This window comes from Longimicrobium sp. (assembly GCF_036280135.1).
Lineage (GTDB): Bacteria > Gemmatimonadota > Gemmatimonadetes > Longimicrobiales > Longimicrobiaceae > Longimicrobium.
On sequence record NZ_DASURI010000018.1, the window covers coordinates 1 to 6,968 of the forward strand.

6 protein-coding genes are annotated in these 6,968 nt (G+C 71.8%); all 6 read left to right on the top strand.

Annotation, left to right across the window (positions count from 1 at the left end; all coding sequences use genetic code 11):
• Positions 1-631, top strand: a 631-nt coding sequence (locus VFZ20_RS00475; protein WP_329681843.1) for a glycosyltransferase, incomplete at its 5' end; no start/stop codon positions are given.
• Between the two features lie 256 nt (positions 632-887).
• Positions 888-1,253, top strand: coding sequence for an endonuclease domain-containing protein (locus VFZ20_RS00480; protein WP_329681844.1), 366 nt, complete (start codon positions 888-890; stop codon positions 1,251-1,253).
• A 229-nt stretch (positions 1,254-1,482) separates the two neighbouring features.
• Positions 1,483-2,112: a class I SAM-dependent methyltransferase gene (locus VFZ20_RS00485; protein WP_329681845.1), complete on the top strand. Its 630-nt coding sequence runs from the start codon at positions 1,483-1,485 to the stop codon at positions 2,110-2,112.
• 163 nt (positions 2,113-2,275) lie between these two features.
• Positions 2,276-2,854, top strand: coding sequence for a hypothetical protein (locus VFZ20_RS00490; RefSeq protein ID WP_329681846.1), 579 nt, complete (start codon positions 2,276-2,278; stop codon positions 2,852-2,854).
• Positions 2,855-2,862: 8 nt separating this feature from the next.
• On the top strand, positions 2,863-3,984 hold the full coding sequence (locus VFZ20_RS00495; RefSeq protein ID WP_329681847.1) for a glycosyltransferase family 4 protein: 1,122 nt from the start codon (positions 2,863-2,865) through the stop codon (positions 3,982-3,984).
• Between the two features lie 6 nt (positions 3,985-3,990).
• The gene (locus tag VFZ20_RS00500) at positions 3,991-6,477 is read left to right on the top strand and encodes a YfhO family protein (protein ID WP_329681848.1); all 2,487 of its coding nucleotides are present in this window, start codon (positions 3,991-3,993) and stop codon (positions 6,475-6,477) included.
• The last annotated feature ends 491 nt before the right edge of the window (positions 6,478-6,968 follow it).

The following is a 6,968-nucleotide window of genomic DNA, read 5'->3' on the forward strand; positions in this document are numbered from 1 at the left end:
CATCCCGTTCGGCGCGACGGTGGAGCCGGCGGCGGCCCCTCCCCCGCCCCGCGCGGACCCGGACGCGCCGTTCGAGCTGCTGTTCGTGGGCCGACTGGTGGAGCGCAAGGGCGTGCACCTGCTGCTGGACGCCCTCGCCGCGCTGCCGCCGGAGCGCCGCGTGGCCCTGCACGTCGTGGGCGACGGGCCGGACGCGCCCAAGCTGCGCGAGCAGGCGCAACGGCTGAACCTGGGCGACCGCGCCGTTTTTCACGGCTTCGTGACCAAGGAGGAGTTGCAGGCGCGGATGGCGTCGTGCGACTGCTTCGTGCTCCCCGCCGTCGTGGACGCCAAGGGCGACACGGAGGGCCTGGGCGTGGTGCTGCTGGAGGCCATGAGCTACGGCAAGCCGACGATCGCCAGCGCGGCGGGCGGCATCGTGGACATCGTGCGCGACGGCCGCAACGGCTACCTGGTGCCGCCGGGTGACGCGCCGGCGCTGGGGAACGCCATCGCGCGGATGATGGACGATCCCGCCGCCGCGCGGCAGATGGGCCTACACGGGCGCGAGGACGTGGCCGCCGGCTTCTCGTGGGACGTGATCGCCGACCGCCTGGTGCAGGTGTACCGGCGCGTGGAACGGAAGGGGTAAGGCGGAGAGAACGGGGCGGATCGGCGACGAGAAGGATGGGCGGGATCGGCGGATCGGCGGAATCGAATCTGGACGATCCGCGGCGGCCACCCAGGGGGAAGAGATGCATCGTGCACGGTCGTCCCCGTCGCTGCGCGACGGGGGGGCCCTCTCCCCCGACCGCCTTTTTGCTCGTTCCTCGCAACGGCGGTCGACCCCTCCCCCAACTTCGGGGGAGGGGTTGCGTGGTGGCTGGCTTTTCGGCGCGGAGGTGAGCGTGGAGCGCGTTCGGCACACGACCATCGAGCTCGAGCAGCGGGCGCGCGAGCTCCGACAGGAAGCCACGCCCGCGGAGCACGTCCTATGGGACGCGTTGCGCGCGGGGCGGCTGGACGGGCTCAAGTTTCGCCGCCAGCACCCCGTGGGCCGGTTCGTGCTCGACTTCTACTGCGCCGCGCACCGCCTCTGCGTCGAGCTGGATGGCGGCGTGCATGAGCAGCAGCGTGACCGCGACGCCGCACGCGATCAGGAGCTGCTCGCGCTCGGCGTGCGGACGCTGCGCTTCGGCAACGAGCAGGTGTGGCACGACCTCGCGGGCGTCGTTTCCGCGATTCAGGCCGCCACCCGGCAGGAACGCCGCTGAGCACCAACCCCTCCCCCGAAGTTGGGGGAGGGGTCGCGCACCGAGCCGCGAGGAACGAGCGGCGCAGGCGCGCGGGGGAGAGGGCCTCCCGTCGCGCAGCGACGGGAGCTGCCCTGCCTCGTTGTGGGCGACGCGACAGGACGTCGCGGCCGCACCCGCCGCGATGCCCGCATCGCGGCCACGACGGACGACAACCAACATCAACCCCAACCGGGACCGACATCTCGTGGTGCAAGCCGCCGACTGGAACAACTTCCGGGTCGACACCATCTCCTGGCCCACCTTTCTCAAGCGCAACCTCATCCACTGGGACCTGCTGCGCGAGACGGTGCGCCGCGCCAACGGGTCCGTGCTGGAGGTGGGCGTGGGGAGCGGGGCCCAGTCGGCGCTGCTGTCGCGCTGGGTGCCCCACACGCTGACGGTGGACAACGACGCGCGCATCCTGCGCGCCGCCCTGCCCAACCTGCGCCGCTTTGGCCCCAACACCCGCGTGATGAGCGCCGACGGCTTTCGCCTGCCGTTCCGCGACCAGTCGTTCGGCGTGTCCATCTCGCAGGGGCTCATGGAGCACTTTGGCGACGACCAGATCGCCGCGCTCCTGCGCGAGCAGACGCGCGTGTGCCGCTCCGTCGTCTTCAGCGTGCCGTCGGACCGGTACCCGCGGCAGGACGTGGGCAACGAGCGCCTGATGCCGCCCGCCGAGTGGCAGCGCATCGTCCAAAACGCGGTGGATCCGGCCAAGCACGTCGTCCACGCGCGCTACTACCGTGGCGACCTGGAGTCGCTCAAGTACTCCGTGCTGGCGCGGAAGGCGCTCGGCAGCTTCAGCGTGCTGGTCACCATCGACCCGAAATCCTGAAACGCTTCCACACGGGGTCGGCGGGACTGACGGGAGACCAGAACGGCTCCCGTTGACTCCGTCGACCCGTGCGGAGGCGTTTCGTCGTGCCGTCCGCTTGCCCCAAACTGCGCGTTCCGGGTATCTTACCGCCTTTCCGTGCGCCTCTCCGCCGCCGTCCCGAATGCCGATCCGAAGCGCTTTCGTCTCCATCTCCACCGTCGCGTGCGCGGCCCTGTCGGCGGGGTGCACGGCGGGGTGGCCGTACGCCCGGGCAGGCGAGGTGGTGCTGCTGCGGGACGGCTTCGACGGCGAGAACCGTGAGCGGCCCGTGCTGATGTACGACCGCTTTACGCACTGGCGGGTGGAAGAGGGCACGGTGGACCTCGTGGGCGCGCGCTCCGACTGGGACTTTCAGCCGGGCAACGGGCTGTACGTGGACCTGGACGGCGACCGGCCCGACGGTATCCGCTTCAAGCCCGGGGTCCTGGTCTCGCGCCAGGCGTTCCCGCTCGCGCCGGGCGTGTACCAGCTGAGCTTTCGCCTGGCCGGCTCGCACCGGCGCGACGTGAACACGGTGGAGGTGCGGCTGGGCGACGTGCACCGCGAGCGCATCACGCTCCCCGCCGACGCGCCGTTCCAGCGCTACGACCGCGTCATCCGCGTGCGCCGCGCGAGCCAGGCGCGGCTCTCGTTCGACAACGAGGGCGCGGACGGATACGGGCTGCTGCTGGACGACGTGCTCCTTCGCCGCGTTCGCTGAGCCGACCCGTGCTGCGCGTACTCCACGTCATCTACGACGACCCCGCCAACCCGTGGGTGGCCGGCGGGGGCGCCGTGCGCGTCTTCGAGCTGTACCGCCACCTGCAGGGCCGGGTGGACGCCACCGTGGCCACGGGTAACTACCCCGGCGCGCGCGACGAGACGATCGACGGCGTTCGATACGTGCGCCTGGGCGCGCGCGGGCCGTACGCGTGGAGCCGCCTGTCGTACGCGGCGGCCGTGAACCGGATGCTGCGGACGGCGGCGTACGACGCGGCCGTCTTCGACTTCAGCACGTACACGCCCGTCTTTGTCCCCACGGACCGGCCGGCGGGGATCACCGTGCACCACGTGAGCGGCCCCACGGCGCGCGAGCGCTGGGGTCCCGTCCTGGGGCCGGGGATCGGCGCGCTGGAGGTGCGGATGATTCGCCGCGCGGCCCGCCTGAGCGCCACGTCGCTGGCCACGCGCGAGATCCTGGAGCGCCTGGCGCCGGGCGTGCCCATCGACATGGTGTACGCGGGCGTGCCGGACGCGCTGTTCGGCGTGGAACGGAAGCCGGAGGAGTACCTGCTGTACTTTGGCCGGCTGGACGTCTTCCAGAAGGGGCTCGACACGCTGCTGGAGGCCGTCGCCCTCCTCGTCCGCGAGCGGCCGCACCTGGAGATGCGGATCGCCGGCCGCGGCAAGGACGCCGACCGCGTGGCGGCGCAGGCCCGCGAGCTGGGCATCGAGCGCAACCTGCGCATGCTGGGCGCGGTATCCGAGGCCGAGCGGCAGGCGTTGTTCGCCGGCGCGGCCGTGCAGCTGATGCCGTCGCGCTTCGAGGGCTTCGGCATGGTGGCGGCGGAGGCCATGGCGGCCGGCGTGCCGCTGGTGGCCGCCGCGGCCGGCTCGCTCCCCGAGGTGGTGGACGCGCCCCGCGGCGGCGTCCTGGTGCCGCCGGGCGACGCCCCCGCCCTGGCGCGGGCCGTCGCGCGCCTGCTGGACGACCGCGCGGCGCGCGAGGCGCTGTCGGCGTCCGCCCGCGTGAGCGCCGGGCGCTACCGCTGGGATGCCGTGGCGGCGGACCACCTGCAGTTCATCGAACGAATCGCCCGGGGGCGCGGTGCGTCCCCTTCCCCGTCCTGATCCATCATGGCCAAGACCGCTCCCCCGCCCCGCCGCGCCAGCGCGCTGGCTGCCCCCGTGGACGTCGAGCCGCCGGTACCGCTGTGGATGGCCGCGGCGGCCTTCTTCATCCTGTCGCTGCTGTACTTCTTTCCCGCGTTCCTCCCGGGACGGCAGGTGTACGGCACGGACTACCTGGCGGGCGGCTACTTCTTCTACGACTTCTTCGCGGACCGCTTCGGCAGCGGGGCCCTGCTCAAATGGGTGCCGTACGTGTACGGCGGCATGCCCGTCTACGCCAACCCCGGCAGCGCGTACCATCCCGTGCACCTGCTGGCGGAGACGCTGCTGCCCACGGGCAAGGTGCTGGCGGCCATCTTCGTCGTGCAGTTCTGGCTGGCGGGGCTGGGGATGTACCTGCTGGCGCGCGAGCTCCGCTGCCGGCCCTGGGTGGCGTTCGTGGCGGGCGCGGCGTTCCAGTTCACGGGCGTGACCATGTCGTGGGTGTACGCGGGCCACGACGGGCGCATCATGGTGGCCACCATGGCGCCGCTCTTCTTCTACTTCCTGCACCGCGGCATCCGCACGGGCTCCCTCGCGCCGTTCGCCGGGGCGGCGGGCACGCTGGCGTTCGCCCTGCTGAGCTTTCAGATCCAGAACGCGTACTACCTGATCCTGGCGGGCTTCATCTGGTCCGTCTACCTGCTGTTCCACTTTGGCCTGCACCGCCGCCCGGGCGCGCTGGCGAAGACGGTGCTGCTGGGATTTGGATCCATCGCGTTCGCGTTCATGATCGCGGGGGTGAACTTCCTCCCCTTCCGCGACTACGTGGGCGAGTCGCCGCGCGGCATGCAGGGCGGCCGCGGATACGAGTACTCCACGTCGTACTCCATGCCGTTCGCGGGCCTGGTGTCCATGGCCGTGCCGGAGCAGCAGGGCGCGTCCATCGCCGATCCCGACACGGGACGTCCGCTTTTTCCCGCCATCGAGGGCTTCAAGCTGCACACGGAGTACGTGGGCGCGTTCGTCCTCGTCCTGCTGTTCGTGGGCGTGGTGTACGGGCGCAGCCGCTACTGGTGGTTCTTCGCGGGGCTGACGCTGTTCGCGCTGAGCATGGCCCTGGGCGGCCACACGCCCCTCTACCGGCTGTACTACGCGGCCCTGCCGGGGCTGAACCGCTTTCGCGCGCCGGACCTGACGTTCTACGTGGCCGCGTTCTCCATGGTGGTGATGGCGGCGCTCACGCTGGAGGCCCTGGCGGAGCGCCGGGCCACGGCGGCCACGCGGCGCGTGGGCGCCAGGGACGAGAGCGGGCTGGGCAACGTGCTGTGGATCGGCGTGGGGGTGGTGGCGCTGGCGGTGCTGGGGGCGATGATGGCCGGCAGCCCCGCCAACCCGGGCGAGCCCAGCCGCGCGGCGGGATGGATGCGCTTCGCGCTCTTCGCGGGCGGCATCACGGCCGTGCTGTGGGCGTGGACGACGCAGCGGATGGGCTCGCGGGGCACCGCCCTGCTGCTGATGCTGCTGACCGTGCTGGACCTGATGGTGATCGACCGGCGCTTCTTTCACACGACGGACGGTCCGGAGACGGCGTTCGCGGCGGATGACGTCGTGAGCTTCCTGCAGTCGCAGCCCGGGCCCAACCGCGTGTGGGCGTTCTCCGTCCCCGGCGCGGGCGTGCCCACGTGGGGCCGCGGCGGCAGCAAGGGCGGCGACTATCCCATGCTGTTCGGCATCGAGCAGGTGGCGGGCGAGCACCCGAATCCCCTGCAGCGCTGGGTGGAGTACGTGGGCGCGGGCGAGCAGGAGATCACTGACTTTCACAACCTGCTGGGTCCGCGCGACAGCCTGGGGGTCGTGCAGTCGCCGGCCGGCGAGCAGGCCATCGTCTTCAACCCACGTCCCGGGCTGCTGGAAGCCGCCAACGTGCGCTACGTGGTGAGCATGGCGCCCCTGGCCCATCCGGGGCTGCGCGAAGTCTTCCGCGGCAGCGCGCTGGTGTACCAGGTGGCGAACGCGATGGACCGCGCGTATCTGGTGCCCAACGTCCAGAAGCTGCCGGCGGACCGCATCCTGCCGACGATGATCGCCGGCGGATGGAACCCGGCGCAGACGGCGTTCGTCCCCGCGGACGCGCCCGTGAACGTGCCCGCCGGCCCCCTGACGGGCGGCGCGCGGGTGACGGCGCACGCCGAGGACCGCGTGACGGTGCAGACGACGGCGAGCCGCCCCGCGCTGATGGTGCTGGCGGACAACGAGTACGCCGGCTGGAAGGCCACGGTGGATGGCCGCGAGACGCCCATCATCCGCACGAACCACACGCTGCGCGGCGTGGTGGTGCCGGCGGGGACGCACAACGTGGAGTTCACCTTTCACCCGGGCGACCTGTACACGGGCTTCTACCTGTACCTGGCCGGCTTTGGCCTGCTGGCGGCGTATGCCGTCTTCCTGCTGGTCCGTAACCGCCGCCGCGGCGCGACGGCGGACGGGGAGCCGCAGCCGGTGGCGGCGTGAGGCCCTCACCCGCTCGCGTAGGCTCGCACCCTCTCCCGCAAACTGCGCGGGAGAGGGTATATACTTCAACGAGCCGACTGCCGGAGGGCATACTTCGCGCGCGGGGTAGTTGTCCCCCTCCGGCCGTCGTGCGTGATGGCCGCCCTCGCGCCGAGCGAATGAATTCGCCGCTGGAAATGCGCGAAGTCCGCCTGCGCGGACTGTCCGTCACGGGTGAGTGCCACGCCGGCACGGACTTCGTGATCCATCAACCTCCCCCAGGGGTTATTGGGGGAGGTGCGAGCCTAGGCGAGCGGAGGGGGCGCGTCGCGGACCCGATCCTTGTGCACGGGGGCCGCCCTCGCGCCGAGCGAATGAATTCGCCGCTGGAAAGTCGCGAAGTCCGCCTGCGCGGACTGTCCGTCACGGGTGAGTGCCACGCCGGCACGGACTCCGTGATCCATCAACCTCCCCCAGGGGTTTTTGGGGGAGGTGCGAGCCTAGGCGAGCGG

What these genes read in the sequence shown, in the direction of transcription:
- VFZ20_RS00490 (WP_329681846.1), top strand. Translation starts at nt 2,276, where the DNA reads ATGCCGATCCGAAGCGCTTTCGTCTCCATCTCCACCGTCGCGTGCGCG.
- VFZ20_RS00500 (WP_329681848.1), top strand. Translation starts at nt 3,991, where the DNA reads ATGGCCAAGACCGCTCCCCCGCCCCGCCGCGCCAGCGCGCTGGCTGCC.